Source organism: Micromonospora sp. KLBMP9576, assembly GCF_050941805.1.
GTDB lineage: Bacteria > Actinomycetota > Actinomycetes > Mycobacteriales > Micromonosporaceae > Micromonospora.
This window is the reverse complement of the sequence record NZ_CP194567.1, coordinates 4202422-4219670: the sequence shown is the minus strand read 5'-3', so window position 1 is coordinate 4219670 and position 17249 is coordinate 4202422. Positions and strand designations below refer to the sequence as shown.

Genomic DNA, 17249 nt, shown 5'->3' with positions numbered 1-17249 from the left:
TCTGAGGTCAGCGGCCGGAGGTCACACCCGGCTCCACCGCTGGTTCGCGTTGCCGTGGCAGGACCAGAGAATCACCGCCGTGCCGTTGGCGGTGCCGCCGTTGGTGACGTCGAGGCAGAGCGCCGGGAAGCGGACGTTGCTGACCGTGCCGTTGCCGTTGAACGTCCACTGCTGGTTGGTGCCGCCGTTGCAGTCCCAGATCTGCACCCGGGTGCCGTTGGTGGCGGTGGTCGGGACGTCCAGGCACTTGCCGAGGATCCGCAGCGTCTGGCCGTTCTGGCTGATCTGCTGGTTGGCGTTGCCGTGGCAGTCCCAGATCAGGGTCCCGGTGCCGTTGGCGCTGTTGGAGTTGTCCAGGTCGAGACAGCGCCCGGCCGACTCGCTGCGCAGCCGGAACGTGGTGGGCGTCGGCGGGTCGGTGGTGCCGCCGCCGCTGACCCGGTACACCACGGTGCCGTGTGCCGGGACGCTCGCGGAGATGCTCCCGGTCGTCGTGGAGGTGGCGTTGGTCCACGCGTCCCGCAGGGTGAACGAGGTGCCGGTCTTGCCGATCGCCGCCGCCGTGGTGGAGATCGTCGTGGCGGAGCCGCCCTGGTTGAACAGGGCGACGGCGACGTCTCCGTTGGTCAGCCGCTTGGCCAGGATCCGCCGGGTGCCGTCGTTGGATACCTGGACGGCCTGGAGTCCGAGCGGGTCCTGGTTGATGGCGGTCAGGTTCTGGTTCTTCAGGATGGTCAGCGTCGCCGCACCGGCCGAGCGCAGGTCGTTGCCCATCATGAGTGGCGCCGCCATGATCGACCAGAGCGCGAAGTGGCTGCGCACCTCGGCGTCGGTCATGCCGCCGTTGCCGACTTCGAGCATGTCCGGGTCGTTGAACCCACCCGGTGCGGCATAGCCGGCCAGCGGCACGTTGACGTTGACGATGTTCTGGACGCCCATCGGGTAGCCGTTGCTCTGACCGGTGTTCCACGCGTTGGTGATGTCCTCGGTCGTGCGCCAGAGGTTGGCCACGTCACTCCAGTCGCGCTGCGGCCCGGTCTTCTCGTGGATGCTGTTCGGGTTGATGCTGTAGACGATCGGCCGGCCGGTGGCGGCCAGCGCGTCGCGCATGATGCCGAACCTCGCCACCTGGTCGTTGATGGTTCCGGTCGGTGAACACCAGTCGTACTTCAGGTAGTCGACGCCCCAGGCGGCGAACTGCCGGGCGTCCTGGTATTCGTGCCCCAGGCTGCCGGTGGAACCGGGGAAGGCATCGAAGTACTGGGCGCAGGTCTGATCCAGCGGCGCCTGGTAGATGCCGAACAGCAGGCCCCGCGAGTGCAGGTAGTCGCCGAGCGCCTTCATGCCGCTGGGAAAGCGTTGCGGATGCGCCTGGAGGTTGCCCTGCGCGTCGCGGTCCGGGTTGAACCAGCAGTCGTCGACGACGACGTACTTGTACCCCAGGTCCCGCAGGCCGTTGGTCACGATCGAGTCGGCCATCTGACGGATGAGCGTTTCATTGATGTTGCAGCCGAACGTGTTCCAGGTGTTCCAACCCATCGGCGGCGTCCGGGCGACGCCGTTGTTCAGCGCCTGCGCCGGTTGCGGCGCGACGACACCGCCGGCGAAGGCGGTCGCGGCCGCCACCGCCAGGACGCCCAGGACAGCGTTCATCCATCTCTTGTGTCTGTACACGTGTTCCTCCTCGGGAGCTCCGGCGTCGGCGGTCGATAGCCGGTGCCGTGACTGATCGGTAGGGCTGGGGCCGTTGGCGGGGACGGTTGTGCCCGTCCGTGCTCGCGGCAGGTTGCTGTGTGAGAGGCCGCCCCGGCCACGTGCAGAGCCGAGGCGACGATGCTCCGGTCGCGTCGGTCGCCCCGCTGTTGCCAGCCTGTCGGCTCCAGCCGCGCTGCCGTTCGCGGATGACGGGGCGATTGCAGTGATGTTATCGCTCACATTTATTCATGTAAATTACTGGCGATGATATCCCTGGGGAGGCGGCGGGTTGCCCGCCATGCGGACCGAGGCGGCTTCCTCGCAAATCACCACCGGTGTGATCGGAAGTGCCGAATCGGGGCGTGGGCCGGCCGCCCTGATGAAGCAGCACCTCTACCCGACGGTTGCGCCTTGACTAACAGCGTGTTATCGCTCACAGTCGATGGATCGGAACGGTGGCCTGTCGGTGGTGCCGGTGCTCAGCTGGCTTTCGAGCCAGGTGACCAGCGTCGTGCTGTACTGACTGCTGATGCTCGCGATATCTTCGCGCTCGTCGAAGCTCGGCAGGTGGTCGCATCCATCGAGCCGGCAGATCGTCAGGTCCAGCGCGCCGGTGGTGGCGGCACGCCGCCAGGCGGCGATGCTCGCATCGACCGGTACCCAGGCATCGCTCGTTCCGTAGAACAACAGCACTGGACAGTTCGCCCGCGCGAACACCGGCTCTGGATCGAAGTCCATGTCGGCCCAGGTGCCGGGCTCGGTGGGGAGCTCGCGAGGTAGCCACGCCAGCGGAAACCACGGGCGCGCTGCGACCCGGTCTACGGCGTGCTGCGCCGTTGCCCGGCCGGTGTGCCCGCGCAGGTACTCCTCGACCGTGCCGCGCAGATGGTCCAGGTCTGCTCATGCAGGCGGCCACCACCCGGTCGTCAGGTGCGCTCCTTCGCGACGCCAAGGCGGAGGAGATTCCCGTGGTCTCCTCCATGAAGGACATCCTGCCCGGCGCCGCCACCATCGACCTGTGGGTCGCCAACACCTACGAGCCGGGTGGAGGCTCGGGACCCATCAAGGTCGGGTAATTTCCAGGCGAGCGGGAAAGCGAGATCGACCACACCGAGACGTCGTCCAGCAGAACCGCCGGTCAACACCGTCCACCGGGCGGCTCTGGTCGATGTCCCAAGTGCGAGCGCAGAGCACATGTGAAGAAATCCGTCCTCGCTGCGATGTGATGAGATGGTCGTCGATGTTCGTGGCGGCGGATGCCGCGGCGGCTTCGTCCACACCGTCACGATCACGACCGGAGGCCGCAGTCATGGCGCACATCGATCTTGGTATCGACGAGACGCAGTTCCCCGGCGTCTCCGGCCTGATGCGATACCGGCCGGAGACGGCAAAGCCACTCAACGAGCTGGCCGAGGTGCTGCTCCGTGGCCCTCATTCGCTCTCGCCCGGTGAACGTGAGTTGATAGCCGCCTACGTTTCCGGGCTGAATGAGTGCACGTTCTGTTGCACGTCGCATTCGACGTTCGCGGCGGTGCAACTCCAGGACGGCATGCCGCTGGTCGACCAGGTGCGCGCCAATCCCGATGCCGCGCCGATCTCCGTCAAAATGCGGGCTCTCCTGCGTATCGCTTCCGCGGTACGAATCAGTGGTCGAAACGTGACCACCGCGATGGTCGAAGACGCCCGCGCGGAGGGCGCCACCGACCTGGAGATCCACGATGCCGTCCTGATCGCCGCCGCCTTCTGCATGTTCAACCGCTACGTCGACGGGCTCGCCACGTTCGCACCCGATGGTCCCGACGTCTACCTCGAGTCGGCACGCCGAATCGTCGAGTTCGGCTACGGATCCGTTGGATAGATCGGCGCACCACAGCACACAGCACGCGCACGGATGACCTCGCTCGATCCCTCTGTCACGGTCGGTGGACCAGACCCGCCCACACCTGGCTGGAGGGACCGATGGACCATCCCCGCGCTCTGCTCGGCGCCGCGCGGCGGCTCCGGGAAGACATGGTTGCCCGCCTGGGTGCTCTCGTCACGTCCGAGTCGGCACCGGGTTCGCTGCCCCACCTGGTCGCCTGTGCCGATCTGCTCGCCGGGTGGGGAACGGAGGTGCTTCGCCGATCTCCCCGCCGTGTCGTGGTCGACGGCCTGCCACACCTGCTGTGGTCGGCCGAGCGCCAGGACGTGCTGCTGCTGGGTCATTTCGACACCGTGTTCCCGATCGGCACGATCCGATCCAGGCCGTTCACGGTGCGCGGGAACATCGCGACGGGCCCGGGCGTGTGCGACATGAAGGCCGGCATCGTGCAGATGTTCGGGGCGCTCAGTCTGATCGCGGACACGTCGGCGGTCGGCGTGCTGCTCACCTGCGACGAGGAGAGCGGTTCCGTCACGTCACGGTCGCTCATCGAACGTGAGGCACAGCGATCGGGGGCCGTCCTGGTGTGCGAGGCGGCCACGCCGGACGGAGGCGTGAAGGTGGCCCGGAAGGGCGGGTCGGTGTACCGCCTCACCGTTCAGGGCCGGGCCGCCCACGCCGGTACGGAACCGCACCGCGGGGTCAACGCCACGGTCGAGGTCGCCCATCACATCCTCACGCTGCGGACCCTCGACGCGGCGGCAAGTACGGGCACGTCCGTCACACCCACGCTGCTCTCCGCCGGCACCACGACCAACACGGTCCCAGAGCGCGCCAGCGTGGCCGTCGACGTGCGGGCGTGGACCAGTGCTGAACTCGACCGCGTCGATCGCGCCATCCGTGGGCTCGAACCGGTCCTCACCGAGGCCGTGCTGGCTGTGGACGGCGGCATCAACCGACACCCCATGTCACCGGAACTCGCCCGGCCCCTCCTGTCGCTGGCGCAGGACGTCGCCGCCCGGCTCGGCATCCCGGCCCTCACCGGCGCACACGTGTCCGGCGCGTCCGACGGCAACTTCACCGCCGCGCTGGGCGTGCCGACCCTCGACGGCCTGGGTGCGGTCGGTGGTGGCGCGCACACCCCCGAGGAGTACGTGGACCTAGACCACCTACCCGAACGAACCGCCCTGCTGGCAGGAGTCGTGAGCCGCCTGACCACCCCGGCCGGCGTCGGACAGCGAACCGGGCACCGAGAACCGTAGGGTCTCCCTGTCGACGCCCCGTCGGCGGAGAGGGCCGGTCAGCATGGTCACGGGCCAGAGATCACGATTCTCCCTTCCCCTGCTCGGCGTCGAGGAGGAGTTCCTCGTCGTCGACGCCGGCAACGGCGAGGTGGTGCCGCAGGCAGCCGCCGTCATCGCGCGGGCAAGCCGGAGGCTCGGGGCGCGGGTCGGCGGTGAGATCACGAAGCTCCAGGTCGAGACCCGCACCGATCCCTGCCGTACGATCGCCGACCTCGAGGCGCAGCTCGCTGACGGGCGTGCCGTGAGCCAGTCCGCCGCCGTGTCTCTGGGGCTACGGGTGATCGCGAGCGCCTCACCGGTGCTCGGGCCGGCCGTGCCGGCACCCATCACCGAGGGGCCACGTCAGGACCGTGGCAACGCCGCCTTCCGGGGGCTGCACGACGACGTCGCCACCTGTGCCGTGCATGTGCACGTGGAGGAGCACGACCGGGACCGCGCCGTGCTGATCAGCAACCACCTGCGTCAACACCTTCCGGTGTTGCTGGCGCTCGCGGCCAACTCGCCCTACTGGTCGCAACGCGACACCGGTTACGCGAGTTGGCGCAGCGTCATCTGGCAGCGTTGGCCGGTCGCCGGCCCGCCGCCGTTCCTGACGTCTGCCGCGCAGTACGACGCCCACGTGGACACGTTGTTGGAGGCAGGCGCACTGGTCGACCGCGGCACCATCTTCTGGGATGTCCGCCCGTCGGCGCACAAGCCCACACTCGAGGTGCGGGTGGCCGACGTGGCCGTCACCGCAGTGGACGCCGCCGCGCTCGCTGCCCTGGTGCGGGCCCTGGTCATGATCGCCGGCTCAGCGGTCGACAGTGGCGACGAGGGGCCAGCACTCCTGCCGGAGATGATGCGGCTGGCGTACTGGCGGGCGGCACGAGACGGGATGGGCGGCCACGGCGTCGACGTTCTCACCGGCCGGCTGCTCCCCGCCGCGGCGCTCGCCGCGCGGTTGGTCCGGCTCGCTCAGCCGGCGCTGGAGGAGACCGGAGACCACGAGCGTGTCCAGGGGTGGCTGGCACGTCTGGCCTCGACCGGCGACGGGGCAGCCCGGCAGCGCGCGGCGGCGGCACGCCGAGGACGCCTCGGCGACGTGGTCGACGCACTCGCGGCCTGGACCGCGCCCGGCCTGCCCGTACGCGAAGAGAGCACGCTGACGTAACGACAGGCCCCCGGTCTTCGGCATGCTGGTGGCAGAGATCCCGGTGGCAGACGCATCATCTCGCCCAGCACCCGGCATCGCCTGACTCTCGCAGGAGGCGCCCGATGACCGACCTGATCGCACCGGCCACGGTCCCGGTTCCCTACGACCGCAGGCCCCCGGCGGAGATGGTGCGTGAGGCGGAGGCCTTCGCGCACCGGATGGCGCGCCGACGTTCGGTGCGTGACTTCGCCACCGACGCCCTGCCCGACGGGGTGATCGAGGCCGCGATCAGAGCCGCGTCGACCGCACCCAGCGGGGCCAACGTGCAGCCGTGGCGGTTCGTCGTCCTGACCGACGCCGCACGCAAGCGCCGGCTGCGCGAGGCGGCGGAGAGCGAGGAGCGTGAGTTCTACCAGCGCCGTGCCTCGCCGGAATGGCTGGGTGCGATCGCCTCACTCGGTACGGACTGGCGCAAGCCGTTCCTCGAGACGGCGCCGGCCGTCATCGTCGTCTTCGAGGTGCACCAGGGACCACACAGTCCCAAGCCGTACTACGTCAAGGAGTCGGTCGGCATCGCGGTCGGCCTGTTGATCTCCGCGCTGCACCTCGCCGGACTCGTCACTCTGACCCACACCCCCAGCCCGATGCGCTTTCTCAACAGGGTGTGCGAGCGACCCGCGGAGGAACGTCCCTACCTGGTGATGCCGGTCGGTTATCCGGCACCCGGCGCCCGGGTCCCCGACGTGGACCGCAAGCCGCTCGACGAGGTCATGGTGCGCTGGTGAGGTTGGCGGTCAGGAAGGCGACCAACGGTTCGACGTGGCGGTCCGGGCGCCGCCACTCGGCCAGCAGGTCCTCCAGCAGGTGCTGCTCGGCGCGGCAGTCCGGGCCACGGTAGCGGCGGATCACCGGGTGGATGAAGGCGCTCTCGGCGGCCCGCTCCGGAGTCGGGTGGCGGTCGATGGCGAAGACGTCACCGTAGTCGTCGCGGCCCCACCGCAGCGTGACCGTGTACCAGTGCGCGGCCCTCCCGAAACGCTCGACGGCGTAGTCTTCCGGTACCTCCTCGTAGTGGTGGAAGTCGCCGGTGGCGTCGTCGCGGACGAAGACGTCGCACAGGTACTCGAACTGGGTCCACAGCGCTGAGCTCCAGTTGACCCGGTCGAGGATGAGCTTCGCCAGGGACGTGGCGTCGGCTGGCGTCGTCGTGAAGGGCAACGGCACGTCGTGGTACCGCTCGCGCAGGATCCGGCTCAACGTGCGCAGGTTGTACCGGAAGCCGTCGATGAACGGTGACGAGGCATGTTTGACGTCGCGGGCCTGGGCGATGGTGCCGGCAAAATACAGCCCGTCGATGTTGCTGGACTGCCAGTCCGGGCGCAGGGCCGGCATCCGACCATCCCGGACCATGTCAGGTCGGCATTGCTCGTCGAACAGTGCGGTGTCCATCCGAAAGCCGGTGCACCGCAGCACCGCGTCGTAGTCGAGGACGGCGGTCTCCCCGTCAGCGTGGGTGTAGGTGATCGCCACCTGGAACCGCCCGTCGACAGGCCGGATCTCATCGATTGTGCAGTCCAGGACCGAGTGCAGGGTCTTGAACTGGTAGCTGTCGAGGATCGCGCCGTACTGGCCCCGGACGTCGCCGGGGTGCTTGGTGTTCCAGGCCAGCCGCAGCGGCCGTGGACTGGCCAGGTGCACCATGGACGCCTTGCCGAGGATCGCCGAGGCCGTCTCGAACGCGGAGTTGCCCTTGCCGATGATGAGGACACGCTTGCCGGCGTACACCTCCGGGTCGACGTCCATGTCCTCGTAGCCGACCGCGTGGTCGATGCCCTTGATGGCCGGCACGTACGGCAGGCCCCAGCCTGTCGCGACGACAAGGCAGCGAGCGCGCACCGCACCGGTGTCGGTGTCGACCGTAAAACCATCTCCGGTGCGCGTGATTCGGTCGACTGTCGTGCGGTATCGAACATTGAGCTGGCAGGAGCGCTGGAATTCGGCGAGATAACGCACCAGATCATCGGCTGCGGGGAGATAATCGTCGCTGAACTTCGGAAACAGCAGGTCGGTGGAGTCGTTGAGCAGTGAGTTCCAGTCCCAGCGGAGTCGGATCTCGGGATCCGTGCTGTCGACGTGCACCTTGTTGAGGGAGATGAGTCGGCGGTGGCGCGGGAAGTGCCGGAAAAATCCGCCCGGCCCGTCGCCACTCTCGAGCGTCACGTAGTCGGCTCCGCGTCGCTGCAGGTAGTAGCTCAACTGCAGTCCGGCCGGTCCGGCTCCCACGATGACGTACGTGTGTTCGTCGACCACCGCACAGTATCCCTTCGACGGGGCAACAGGTCCTCAGACCATGCAGGCGACGAAGGGATGTGTCAATGAGTTGCTGACGGAGGGGCTCGGCGCGCCCTGCGCGGGTCGCGCGCCGACCAGAAGGCATCGAGGTCAGCGGCTAGGACGCTTGCGCGCCATGTTCGTCGGTTCGCGATGGTGCCGCATCGTGGGCCGCGGCATCGGCCACCGGCGTCGCGTCTGCCGTGTCGCGCTCGGCCTTCGCCGAGACGAGCTCCAGCAGCGCGGCCCGACGCGTGTCCTGCAAGCGGTCCGGCTCGAAGCGCCCGGTCATGGAATCGATGAGCGAGCGGGTCATGGCCAGCTCCGTCGGTTGCACCGCGTGGACCGTGGCGGCGGGGTCGAGCAGGGGCGTGCGGATCTCGTCCGGCCATCGCATGGTCTGCGCGACGAGGAGGTCACCGCGTACCCGGATCACCGCGAGGCGCTCCACGTGCCGCAGTGCGATCTTGGCGATCGCGACCCGCCCGCTGCCGCGCAGGGCGTTGAGCAGGAGAGCGTACGGGGTCGCTGCGACGCCGTCCGGCTCCACGTAGTACGTGCGATCGTAGAGAATCGAGTCGATCTCTTCCGCCTGGACGAATTGGAGCACTTCTATCGTGCGCAACGTGGGCAGCGGCAGGCTGGCCAGATCGTCGTCGTCAACGACGACCAGCCGTCCGTCCACGAATTCGTAGGCCTTTGCGATGTCGGCGTAGGCGACGTCGTCTCCGCAGACGTCACAGCGCCGGCGGATCGATATTTTGCCTCCGTCGTCGCGGTGCACCTGGCGGAACTGCACACCCCGGTCCTCTGTCGCGGCATACAACCGAACGGTGATCGACATCAGTCCTACGGCGATCGCGCCCTTCCACATTGCCCGCATCCGCGCCCCCAAAGAGTCGATTCGCGTCTCCGTTGTCAGCGTGGCATCGGCACTGCGCGGGGTCGTCCTTCTGTGTGCTCTGTCGCGGGCGCCCGCGCACCGTGGAAGGTGAGCCGTCGCGGCACGTGCGGCGACGATCAGGCTGATCCACCACGGGCCGGTTGCGCCGGACGCGGCGTGGGGCGACGGAGAGGCGGAAGCATGGGTGTAGCCGGCGGTGGCGCTGCCAAACACGTACCGGTCAACCGGGTGCTGCAGGAGTATCTGCTGGCCTCGATGACCCCTCCCGATGCGGTCATGACGAGTCTCGTCTCCGCGACAGAGGCACTGGGAGAGGTTGCCGGCATGATGGTGCCGATCGAGCAGGCCGGCCTGCTCACGCTGCTCGGCAGGATCTGCAACGCCCGCACGGTGGTCGATCTCGGTACCTTCACCGGGCTCAGCGCCCTGGCGCTCGCCCGCGCTCTTGCGCCGGGCGGACGCGTCATCACCTGCGACAACAGCGACCGTTGGCTGGGTGTGGCGCGGGCGCACTGGGACCAGGCCGGGGTGAGCGACCGCATCGACTTCCGACTCGGACCGGCGGCCCGGACGCTGCGGACACTGCCGGCCGCCGGCGTCGACATCGTCTTCGTCGACGCGGACAAGCTGAACTACCCGACCTACTACGACCTTGCGGTGCCGCTGTTGCGTCGTGGAGGGCTGCTGCTGCTGGACAACGTGCTCCTCGACGGCTTCGTGACCGCGCCACACCTGGCAGCCGAGCCACTTCAGCGCCGGTGCGCGGCAGTGATGCGTGAGGTGAACGCCGCCGTGGCGGCCGACGAAAGGCTCGAGGCCGTGATGCTGCCCCTGGCCGACGGGCTCACGGTGGCGATCAGACGCTGACCGGATGCCGTCCCGAGGGGCACCCCGCCGGCCGGCGGGGTGCCCCTCGGTTGCTCAGAGCGACTCGGGCAGGTCGAACGAGGCGAATACCTCGGGGGAGAAGGCGGTGATCTCGGCGATCATGCCGTCCTCGATCCGGAAGACATTGAGCACCTGCGGACGGTAGACGGACTCGCCGGGGCGCCGTACGTAGCCGGCGACGGCCGGCTGGCCGTTGGCGCGCGCCGGCAGGGCTCGCCACGTCCCGAAGTACGCCGGTGAGGCCGGGTCGAACTGTGCGACGAGACCTGCGACGAAGACGTCCCGGCCGACGATCCAGAACGGGTCCGGTGGCATCGTCACCCGCACGTCCTCGCGGACCAACTTCGCGAAGTTTTCGGCGTCGGCGTTCTCGAGGGCCTCGATGCAGCGCTGCACGAGTGCTCGCTCGGCCTCCGCCGGATCCGTTGTGGCGCCCCAGTCGCTCGGCCGAGGGGGCAGGCGGTCCTTCAACGTCGCCCGTGCGCGTTGTAGTGCGCTGTTGGCGGAGGCGACGCTGATGTCCAGCATCGCGGCGGCCTCGACGGCGGGCCAGTCGAGGACGTCCCGCAGGATCAGCACCGCCCGCTGCTGCGGGGGCAGGTGCTGAATCGCCACGAGGAAGGCGAGCTCGATCGTCTCCCGCGCCATGATCTGGAAGTCGGGCTGCCGCTCGGCGGGCGCGGCAGGCTCGAGCAGGTGGTCAGGGAAGGGCTGCAGCCAGGGAACCTCGTCCGTCGGAGGCGGGGGAGTGGACGGTCCGGCGCCCAGCGCCGGCTGGCGGTGCGGAACCGGTGCGCGGGCGGTACGTCGGAGAAAGTCGAGGCAGACATTGGTGGCGATGCGGTAGAGCCACGCCCGGACGCTGGAGCGTCCCTCGAACGTCTCACGCTTGCGCCACGCCCGCAGGTAGGTCTCCTGGACCAGGTCCTCGGCATCCTCGAACGAACCGAGCATGCGGTAGCAGTGGACGTGTAACTCGCGTCGATGTCTCTCGACAAGGGCCGTGAAGTCGTCTTCGCCGTCGAGGTTGGCGGTGGACCGCTCTGCGCCGGGCTGTGACGCGTCTGCACCAAGGGTCACTATCTGTCCCTCTTCCTCCACTGGCGGACCAAATATACACGTCACCCTATACCGCTCCAGGACCTTTCACCAGGAAGGTGACACGCGGTGTGACGGACTCCGACCCTTGTGTCGCCTCGCGCAACGCCGAAGATGTCCACCCCCGCTGGGGTTGCCACGATGGTCTGGTGATCAGGCCATGACACGCGACGGGAGCGAGGACCCATGGACGCGACGGCACCGACCATCGAGGACATCGGCCGGATGTACGACGAGAGTGCCGCGCTGTCGCAGCTCTTCATCGACGGCCAGGAGCACCTGCCGTACTGGTACGACCACCGTGACGAGACGCCGGTGGTGGAGGCGGCGAGGCGCATCACCCGTCGGGTCGGCGCGGCGATCGGTCTGCGTAGCGGGGAGCACGTCCTCGACGCGGGCTGTGGCGTCGGTGCCCCGGCGGTACAACTGGCCGAGGAGTACGGCGTGCGGGTCACCGGCGTGACAGTCAGCGCCGTCCAGGTCGGTGAGGCGCGCCGCCGCGCCGGCGGCAGCGAGTCGGCTCCGAGGGTGGTGTTCGCCCAGGGCGATTACAACGACCTGGACTACCCCGATGGCACGTTCGACGCGGTCGTGGCGGTGGAGTCACTCATGCACGCCGGCGAACTCGCCACACCTCTGGCCGAGTTCCACCGCGTACTGCGTCCCGGGGGTCGACTGGCGATCGCCGACTGCACGCGTGAGGCGCACGTCGGGGCGGAACGGGCCGCGCGGTTCATGGCGACCTTCCAGATCGGCCAACTGCTCTCGGTGCCCGAGTGGATCTCGCGCCTGCGTGGGTCGGGCTTCGACGTCGAGGAGTACACCCAGTGCGGACCGCGGGTGTACGGCATGGGGCTGCGCTACCTCGACCGCGCGGACGAGCTGCACGACGAACTGGCCGCCCGGTTCGGTGCCGACACCGTACGCGAGCTGAAGCAGTCGTACCGGGACTACTTCGGGTGGGGCACCGACATCGGCTACGCGATCATCGCCGCACGTAAGCCGTACGCCTGAGCGTTCGGCGCGTCGCCGGGCGGGCAGCGGCCCTGACGGGGCGCGCGCCCGCCCGCCGGCGTGACCGGGGCCCGGCGGCGTCCTACCAACGGCTGATCCCCCATCGCCCGGTTGGGCGGGGATGGCCGAATCCTGCACGATCGCGTCCGAAACCGATGAGTTACCGGCGGCGCTGACGTCATAAGAGACGTGGCAGGTGCGCCAGGCGGTCGACGGGCCCGTCCGTCGCGGCACCACGTCCCCCTGTGGGCCGTGGCCGTGGCCCGCGTCGAGGAGCACCCGGCCACCGGCTCGATCCCATGACCGCGCCGGTGCCGCGCCATGGACCATCCGCATCGGTAAATCCCAAGGAGCGATCATGTCTGAGAACGAGCAGCAGATGCCCCCACCGCCGCAGCCGGAGCCGGCTCTGCGCCGCCTGGACTACCTGGTCGGCACCTGGAAGCTCAGCGGCAAGACCGAGGCCGGCCCCATGGGCCCACCGGCCGAGCTGTCGGGCACCGAGACCTTCGAGTGGCTTGAGGGCGGCTTCTTCCTCGTGCACCGGTGGAACTGCGCCATCGACATGGGGCCGGCGGGCAAGATGCCGGACGTCGGGTACGAGTTCTTCGACTTCGACCCGGAGACCCAGAAGTTCCGGTCGCACTACTTCAGCAGCTTCGGGCCGTACAACGAGCAGCAGAGTCACTACGTCGGTGGGTTCGAGGACGACAAGTTCGTCCTGGTCGGCCCGGCGAAGTACGTCCGCAAGCTCAACGAGGACGGCTCCATCAGCTACGACTGCGACTTTCCGCTGCCGGACGGCACCTGGGTTCCGTTCATGCACGCCACCCTCACGAAGGTGTCCTGACCACATCGACGTGACGGGCACCGCGCGATCAGTCACACCCCAGAACGATCGCGCGGTGCCCGTCGGGCGTGGGGTACCGGGCCCACCACGCCGCGTCGCGCCGACCCGGCCGGCGCGAGGTGGCGGCTCCTTGCGGAGCGGCCACCAGGCTTCACCCCGGTACGGAGGAGATAAGTCCACCGTCGACGAGCAACTCCTGACCGGTGATGTACGCCGACCGGTCGGACAGCAGGAACATGACGGCCTCCGCAACGTCCTCCGGCCGACCCAGCCGACGCAACGCCACCTGGTTACGGGCGGACTCGCGGGCCTGCTCGGTCGTGGCGATGTCGAGGAACATGTCGGTCACGATGTAGCCGGGGCTCACCGCGTTGATCCGAATGCCACGCGTACCCAGGTCGCCCGCGAGCGATCGTGCCAGGTTCACCACCGCTGCCTTGCTCGCGGCGTAGATCGGCGTGGTCGCCAGGCCCCGATGCGCCAGCCAGCTCCCGTTCACCACCACCGCACCACCGTCGGCCAGCAGGGGCAGCGCCTTCTGCAGCGTGTGGAAGACGCCCCGCAGGTTGGTGCCCAGGACGTCTTCGTACTCCTCTCCGGTCACCACGGCGCTCGGGTTGAACCGCGCGACGCCCGCGTTGGCGAAGACCCCGTGCAGGAGACCGAACCGACGCCGTACCGTCGTCATCAACCGGTCGACATCACCGCCACGACGGACGTCCGTCGCCACGGCCAGTACGCGATCCGGCGCGCCGAGCGCCTCGACGGCACCGTCCAGGCGGGCGCTGCTGCGACCGGCGATCACCACCTGCGATCCGGCCTGTAGTAACCGGCGCGCGGTGGCCAGGCCGATGCCGCTGCCCCCTCCGGTGACGAGAACCGTCCTGCCGTCGAAATCCGCCATGCACACAGGGTTGCAGGCCTCGCCGGGCCGGAGCACCTCCGTAAGTGCGCCACCGGATGGCGGTCGCACGCCCGGAGATGCGCGTCCTGCCGGAGGGTTGCGAGGGTCGTTGGCGGAAACGTCGGACGGCACCGGGCCGTGCGCTGCGATCGGCCGGAGCGGCGCACCGTCCCGGCTGCGGCGCCAGTTCGTTCGACTCCGACGCGACCACGCACAGGTGTGCACCGCGACAGCACGTCACCGAGGAGATTTCATGACACCTGGTTCACGATCCGCCGCCGGTGCCGGAACAGTCCGGTCGGTCGGGGTCACCTACGACACGGGTACGAACTTCGCCACCGGCCAGGGGGAGCTGTCCCGCCTCGTGTGGAGCCGGGACCTGATGAGCGAGGAGATCGGCGCGATCCGTCGACAGCTGCGGTGCCGCTCGGTCACCGTCTACGGCAGCGACCTCGCACGGATGGCCGACACCGCGAGCGCGGCCGTTGACGCCGGGCTGCACGTGTGGCTCCAGCCCCGCCTCGTCGACCGCCCGCAGCGGGAGATCGTCGACCACCTCGTCGAGGCGGCGCGGATCGCCGAGGGGCTGCGCGACGCCGGGGCGCCGATCGGCCTCTCGATCGGCTGCGTGCACACGGTCTTCACCCCCGGCATAGTGCCCGGCGGCCGCTACCACGAACGGATGGCGAACATCTTCGCCGACGCCGACCATCTCGTGCTGGTACCGACGGGTGTGGTGGATTTCGGTGACGCGAACGCTCGCCTCAACGAGTTCCTCGACCGGGCGGTCCGATCCGTCCGGTCGGTCTTCGACGGCGAGACGAGCTACGCGGCCGCCCCGTTCGAGGACGTCGACTGGCGGCTGTTCGACTCGGTCCGGCTCATGCACTTCTACGCCTTGGCGTACCCGGCGGACGACGCCGTGCACGCCCGCGACCTCGCTCGCTACCATCGCTGGGGCAAGCCGGTGATGATCGCGGAGTTCGGCACCGCCACCCACCCCCGCGCCAGCGAGATGGCGTTTCTGTCCTTCGACGTCGTCGACCGCGGTGGTGCCGTGCACCGGGTCAACGAGGGCGTCCTGCGCGACGAGCATGCCCAGGCGGCCTTCCACCGCCGGATGCTGAACGTGTTCGAGCGGGCCGGCCTGCACGGCGCGACGGTGAGCGAGTTCATCCATCCGACGCACCCACACTCGACGGATTCCCGACTGGACCTCGATGTGGCAAGCATGGCGCTGGTCAAGAGCATTCGCGAGGACCACCTCGACCCGGCGTCGTCGTACCGCTGGGAGCCCAAGGAGGCCTTCCGGGCCTTGGCCGCGCGCAACGCCCGGTTCGCGGGCCACGACACCGATCTCCGGCTGCCCGGATAGCGGCCGACCGGGTCACCGGTGCGACAGAAGAGCACGGTGGGCCCGACCCTGCCGGTCGGGCCCACCGGTGCCACCGCGTGCGGTCCGTCGCCTACCAGGCCACCGGTAGCACGGCGAGCCGTTCCATGGGGCCGGTGACGCTGGTACGGATCTGGTCGGCCGCAACGGCGAGCCGCAGACCGGGGACGCGTCGGGTCAGCGTACGGAAGGCCAGCTCCAGCTCGATACGGGCGAGGTTCTGCCCGATGCACTGGTGGACACCGAAGCCGAAGCCGAGGTGGTGCCGCGGCGACCGGGTCACGTCGAGGCGGTCGGGGGTGCGCACCAGCTCCGCCGAGAAGTTCGCCGCGGCCGCACCGATCAGGAGGCCCTCGCCGGCCCTGATCCGGTGGCCGGCGATGTCGATGTCCTCGACCGCGACCCGGGAGATGGCCTCGATCAGCGACACGTAGCGCATGATCTCCTCCACGGCACCCGCCGCCAGATCTGGGTCGTCACGGAGCCGGGCGAACTGGTCCGGGTGCTCCAGCAGGGCCAGGACGCCCAGTGCGATCACGTTGGCGGTGGTGTCCTGTCCCGCGATCAGCATGAGCATCGCGTAACGCACCAGCTCCTCGTGGGACAGCGCGCCGGTGCGGACCGGTCCGGCGATCAGGTCGTCGAGTAGCCCCACGCCCGGGTCCGCCACCTTGCGCTCGATGAGCTGCCCGAAGTATTCGCTGAGCGCCACCATCGCCGCACCGGCCCGTTCCGGATCGGTGTCGAAGAGGCTCCGGGCGGGCCCTTCGAACGCGTCGCGATCCTCGTAGGGAACGCCCAGCAGTACGCAGACCGCCATGGCAGGCACCGGCAGCGCGAAAGCGGCGACCAGGTCGACTGGGGGACCGGCGGCCAGCATGGCATCGATGCGTTGATCCACGATCTGCTGGATGGCGGGCCGCAGCGCGTTCATCCGGCGTACCGAGAAGCTGGGAATCAGCATGGCGCGCTGGCGGGTGTGCACCGGCGGGTCGACACCGATCAGGACATCGGTGTAGCCCGTGTTCTCCAACCCCGCCATCTCCGCACTGAGCGCGGGGAAGCCGTCGAGGCGGGGATTGATCGAGACACGTCGGTCGGCGAGCAGCGCGCGTGCCTCCCGGTAGCCGGTGACCAGCCATGCCACGCTGCCGTCGTAGAGCCGTACCCGCGACATGGGGCCCTCGGTGCGGAACGGGGCGTAGCCGTCGGAGGGCCGGTAGGGGCACTGCCGGCCGATGGGAAAGGCCCGGGGCTCAGCCGGTGTCGCTGCTGGCGTCGACATGCGATCTCCTCAGGTCGGGCTCGGTGGCGCCGCGGGTCAGGTGGCGTCGTTCCGCGGCGCGAGGGACGGGCGGCGGACGCCACGGCCCACAGAGGTCCGCCAATTCCTGGTCAGCCTGCCGGGGCGGCCGGCCGGTGTCTTCTTCCCCTGTGCGGCACCCCCGCGGCCGCAGCGTGGGAGGTGTCGAGCGCCGCGCGCAACACCGACCATGGTGGACGCGGTCGGCGGTGGCACCGCCGACCTGGCGGGTGCGCGCCCTCTCGGGTGCCGGCGCCGGAGCAGGGAGGACATGGACGCGTTGACGTATCGAGGCCGCGCGAACCCTCTGTCGCGACGAGTCGGTGCAGCCGCAGGGCGTCGATGTGGTGCTGCCCAACGGTGTCCGGCTGGACCACCGCGTGGTCCGCCGGCCGGACGGCGCGTTCGCGGCCGTCACCCGGGACGAGCGGGTGCTTCTGCTGACGCTGTTCGCGCCGCTCTGACGTATCGCCGTACACCGTCTGCATTTCTCGCCGAATTGTCCCACGTGCCGAAGGGGGTGCGCTTTGGGTGGCGACGCTGTTCAGTCAATCGGGTAGGGGGGCGGA

At 69.2% G+C, this 17249-nt stretch carries 17 protein-coding genes; 10 read left to right on the top strand and 7 right to left on the bottom strand.

The genetic code is table 11. The features are described from left to right. Positions 1-21: 21 nt before the first annotated feature. Entirely contained in the window at positions 22-1653 is a 1632-nt protein-coding gene (locus tag ACQ452_RS18400; RefSeq protein WP_433386249.1) for a glycoside hydrolase family 27 protein, read from the bottom strand. A 468-nt stretch (positions 1654-2121) separates the two neighbouring features. After that, positions 2122-2433, bottom strand: a complete 312-nt coding sequence (locus ACQ452_RS18395; protein ID WP_433386247.1) for an alpha/beta fold hydrolase — start codon at positions 2431-2433, stop codon at positions 2122-2124. Positions 2434-2597: 164 nt separating this feature from the next. Between ACQ452_RS18395 and ACQ452_RS18390 the strand changes: the two genes are divergently transcribed. The 5 genes from ACQ452_RS18390 to ACQ452_RS18370 all read left to right on the top strand — a co-directional run bounded on the left by ACQ452_RS18390 (position 2598) and on the right by ACQ452_RS18370 (position 6780). Further along, on the top strand, positions 2598-2771 hold the full coding sequence (locus ACQ452_RS18390; protein WP_433394491.1) for a hypothetical protein: 174 nt from the start codon (positions 2598-2600) through the stop codon (positions 2769-2771). 233 nt (positions 2772-3004) lie between these two features. After that, the gene (locus ACQ452_RS18385) at positions 3005-3553 is read left to right on the top strand and encodes a carboxymuconolactone decarboxylase family protein (protein WP_433394214.1); all 549 of its coding nucleotides are present in this window, start codon (positions 3005-3007) and stop codon (positions 3551-3553) included. 101 nt (positions 3554-3654) lie between these two features. Then, complete coding sequence (locus ACQ452_RS18380; protein WP_433386245.1) at positions 3655-4818, top strand: M20 family metallopeptidase; 1164 nt, start codon at positions 3655-3657, stop codon at positions 4816-4818. Between the two features lie 43 nt (positions 4819-4861). Further along, positions 4862-6013 (top strand): carboxylate-amine ligase, encoded by a 1152-nt coding sequence (locus ACQ452_RS18375; RefSeq protein WP_433386243.1) that lies wholly within the window; start codon positions 4862-4864, stop codon positions 6011-6013. Positions 6014-6180: 167 nt separating this feature from the next. After that, positions 6181-6780: a nitroreductase family protein gene (locus tag ACQ452_RS18370; RefSeq protein ID WP_433394213.1), complete on the top strand. Its 600-nt coding sequence runs from the start codon at positions 6181-6183 to the stop codon at positions 6778-6780. Here the strand turns inward: ACQ452_RS18370 and ACQ452_RS18365 are convergent. Both ACQ452_RS18365 and ACQ452_RS18360 read right to left on the bottom strand, forming a co-directional pair. Continuing rightward, positions 6764-8305 carry an NAD(P)-binding domain-containing protein gene (locus ACQ452_RS18365; protein WP_433386241.1) on the bottom strand — a complete coding sequence of 514 codons (1542 nt, stop codon included), beginning with the start codon at positions 8303-8305 and terminating at the stop codon, positions 6764-6766. The two genes, ACQ452_RS18370 and ACQ452_RS18365, sit on opposite strands and share 17 nt — an antisense overlap. Before the next feature lie 139 nt (positions 8306-8444). Further along, complete coding sequence (locus ACQ452_RS18360) at positions 8445-9200, bottom strand: Ku protein (RefSeq protein WP_433386239.1); 756 nt, start codon at positions 9198-9200, stop codon at positions 8445-8447. A gap of 210 nt (positions 9201-9410) precedes the next feature. Between ACQ452_RS18360 and ACQ452_RS18355 the strand changes: the two genes are divergently transcribed. Continuing rightward, positions 9411-10097 (top strand): O-methyltransferase, encoded by a 687-nt coding sequence (locus ACQ452_RS18355; RefSeq protein WP_433386237.1) that lies wholly within the window; start codon positions 9411-9413, stop codon positions 10095-10097. A 54-nt stretch (positions 10098-10151) separates the two neighbouring features. Here ACQ452_RS18355 and ACQ452_RS18350 read toward each other — a convergent pair whose 3' ends face one another. Beyond that, positions 10152-11201, bottom strand: a complete 1050-nt coding sequence (locus ACQ452_RS18350) for a sigma-70 family RNA polymerase sigma factor (RefSeq protein WP_433394211.1) — start codon at positions 11199-11201, stop codon at positions 10152-10154. Positions 11202-11402: 201 nt separating this feature from the next. On the opposite strand from ACQ452_RS18350, the gene ACQ452_RS18345 reads away from it, so the two are divergent. Both ACQ452_RS18345 and ACQ452_RS18340 read left to right on the top strand, forming a co-directional pair. Then, on the top strand, positions 11403-12230 hold the full coding sequence (locus ACQ452_RS18345) for an SAM-dependent methyltransferase (protein ID WP_433386235.1): 828 nt from the start codon (positions 11403-11405) through the stop codon (positions 12228-12230). Positions 12231-12588: 358 nt separating this feature from the next. Continuing rightward, the gene (locus ACQ452_RS18340) at positions 12589-13080 is read left to right on the top strand and encodes a DUF1579 family protein (protein WP_433386233.1); all 492 of its coding nucleotides are present in this window, start codon (positions 12589-12591) and stop codon (positions 13078-13080) included. Between the two features lie 151 nt (positions 13081-13231). On the opposite strand, the gene ACQ452_RS18335 is transcribed toward ACQ452_RS18340, so the two are convergent. Continuing rightward, positions 13232-13984 carry an SDR family NAD(P)-dependent oxidoreductase gene (locus ACQ452_RS18335; RefSeq protein ID WP_433386231.1) on the bottom strand — a complete coding sequence of 251 codons (753 nt, stop codon included), beginning with the start codon at positions 13982-13984 and terminating at the stop codon, positions 13232-13234. A gap of 253 nt (positions 13985-14237) precedes the next feature. Here ACQ452_RS18335 and ACQ452_RS18330 point away from each other — a divergent pair, with 253 nt between their 5' ends. After that, positions 14238-15359: an abortive infection protein gene (locus ACQ452_RS18330; RefSeq protein ID WP_433386229.1), complete on the top strand. Its 1122-nt coding sequence runs from the start codon at positions 14238-14240 to the stop codon at positions 15357-15359. A 91-nt stretch (positions 15360-15450) separates the two neighbouring features. Here the strand turns inward: ACQ452_RS18330 and ACQ452_RS18325 are convergent, their stop codons facing one another. Next, positions 15451-16662 carry a cytochrome P450 gene (locus ACQ452_RS18325; protein ID WP_433386227.1) on the bottom strand — a complete coding sequence of 404 codons (1212 nt, stop codon included), beginning with the start codon at positions 16660-16662 and terminating at the stop codon, positions 15451-15453. Between the two features lie 341 nt (positions 16663-17003). Between ACQ452_RS18325 and ACQ452_RS18320 the strand changes: the two genes are divergently transcribed. After that, positions 17004-17144, top strand: a complete 141-nt coding sequence (locus tag ACQ452_RS18320; protein ID WP_433386225.1) for a hypothetical protein — start codon at positions 17004-17006, stop codon at positions 17142-17144. Positions 17145-17249: the final 105 nt, after the last annotated feature.

What these genes read in the sequence shown, in the direction of transcription:
- ACQ452_RS18340 (WP_433386233.1), top strand. Translation starts at nt 12,589, where the DNA reads ATGTCTGAGAACGAGCAGCAGATGCCCCCACCGCCGCAGCCGGAGCCG.
- ACQ452_RS18345 (WP_433386235.1), top strand. Translation starts at nt 11,403, where the DNA reads ATGGACGCGACGGCACCGACCATCGAGGACATCGGCCGGATGTACGAC.
- ACQ452_RS18355 (WP_433386237.1), top strand. Translation starts at nt 9,411, where the DNA reads ATGGGTGTAGCCGGCGGTGGCGCTGCCAAACACGTACCGGTCAACCGG.
- ACQ452_RS18375 (WP_433386243.1), top strand. Translation starts at nt 4,862, where the DNA reads ATGGTCACGGGCCAGAGATCACGATTCTCCCTTCCCCTGCTCGGCGTC.
- ACQ452_RS18360 (WP_433386239.1), bottom strand. Translation starts at nt 9,200, where the DNA reads ATGTGGAAGGGCGCGATCGCCGTAGGACTGATGTCGATCACCGTTCGG.
- ACQ452_RS18330 (WP_433386229.1), top strand. Translation starts at nt 14,238, where the DNA reads ATGACACCTGGTTCACGATCCGCCGCCGGTGCCGGAACAGTCCGGTCG.
- ACQ452_RS18380 (WP_433386245.1), top strand. Translation starts at nt 3,655, where the DNA reads ATGGACCATCCCCGCGCTCTGCTCGGCGCCGCGCGGCGGCTCCGGGAA.
- ACQ452_RS18335 (WP_433386231.1), bottom strand. Translation starts at nt 13,984, where the DNA reads ATGGCGGATTTCGACGGCAGGACGGTTCTCGTCACCGGAGGGGGCAGC.
- ACQ452_RS18395 (WP_433386247.1), bottom strand. Translation starts at nt 2,433, where the DNA reads ATGGACTTCGATCCAGAGCCGGTGTTCGCGCGGGCGAACTGTCCAGTG.
- ACQ452_RS18385 (WP_433394214.1), top strand. Translation starts at nt 3,005, where the DNA reads ATGGCGCACATCGATCTTGGTATCGACGAGACGCAGTTCCCCGGCGTC.
- ACQ452_RS18370 (WP_433394213.1), top strand. Translation starts at nt 6,181, where the DNA reads ATGGTGCGTGAGGCGGAGGCCTTCGCGCACCGGATGGCGCGCCGACGT.
- ACQ452_RS18390 (WP_433394491.1), top strand. Translation starts at nt 2,598, where the DNA reads ATGCAGGCGGCCACCACCCGGTCGTCAGGTGCGCTCCTTCGCGACGCC.
- ACQ452_RS18325 (WP_433386227.1), bottom strand. Translation starts at nt 16,662, where the DNA reads ATGTCGACGCCAGCAGCGACACCGGCTGAGCCCCGGGCCTTTCCCATC.
- ACQ452_RS18400 (WP_433386249.1), bottom strand. Translation starts at nt 1,653, where the DNA reads ATGAACGCTGTCCTGGGCGTCCTGGCGGTGGCGGCCGCGACCGCCTTC.